The sequence below is a fragment of the Thermus sp. genome (assembly GCF_056332225.1).
Map to the genome: position 1 here is coordinate 1 of NZ_JBWGQW010000254.1, position 529 is coordinate 529.

At 69.8% G+C, this 529-nt stretch carries 1 protein-coding gene; it reads left to right on the forward strand.

What is annotated here, in order from left to right; genetic code table 11:
* Nucleotides 1-63 precede the first annotated feature (63 nt).
* The gene (locus tag AC01Y6_RS11215; RefSeq protein ID WP_476671612.1) at nt 64-501 is read left to right on the forward strand and encodes a type II toxin-antitoxin system VapC family toxin; all 438 of its coding nucleotides are present in this window, start codon (nt 64-66) and stop codon (nt 499-501) included.
* The last annotated feature ends 28 nt before the right edge of the window (nt 502-529 follow it).

A 529-nucleotide genomic window follows, 5' to 3' on the forward strand; every position in this document is an offset into this window, starting at 1 on the left:
CCTTCCCCTTCCCATCCCCAAGGAAAGCGTCCTCCGTGCCCTCCTGGAAGAACGGGAGGAGGGATGAGGTTCTGGGACACCTCGGCCCTCGTACCCCTCTTGGTGCGGGAAGCGGCCACGCCCTGGGTGGAAGGCCTCCTCGCCGAGGACGGGGAGATGGTGGTGGCCTGGGTCGCCGAGGTGGAGGCGGCCTCGGCCCTAGCCCGGAGGAGGCGGGAGGGGGCCCTCGAGGACGAGGCCTTCGCCTTGGCCTTGAAGCGGCTTCGCAGGCTCAAGGCCGCCTGGCACGAGGTTCTTCCCGGGGAAAAGGTGCGCCAGGAAGCCCTCCGCCTCCTCCAGGCCCATCCCTTGAGAACCCTAGGCGCCCTTCAGCTCGCCTCCCTCCTTTTGGCGGCGGAGGGGGACCCGGAAGCCCTCCCCCTGGTGACCCTGGACGCGCGGCTTGCCCTGGCGGCCTCCCTGGAGGGGGTTTCCGTGATGGCCCCCGCGCCTTCGGTATAATCCCCCCATGCTCACCGTGGACCTTTCG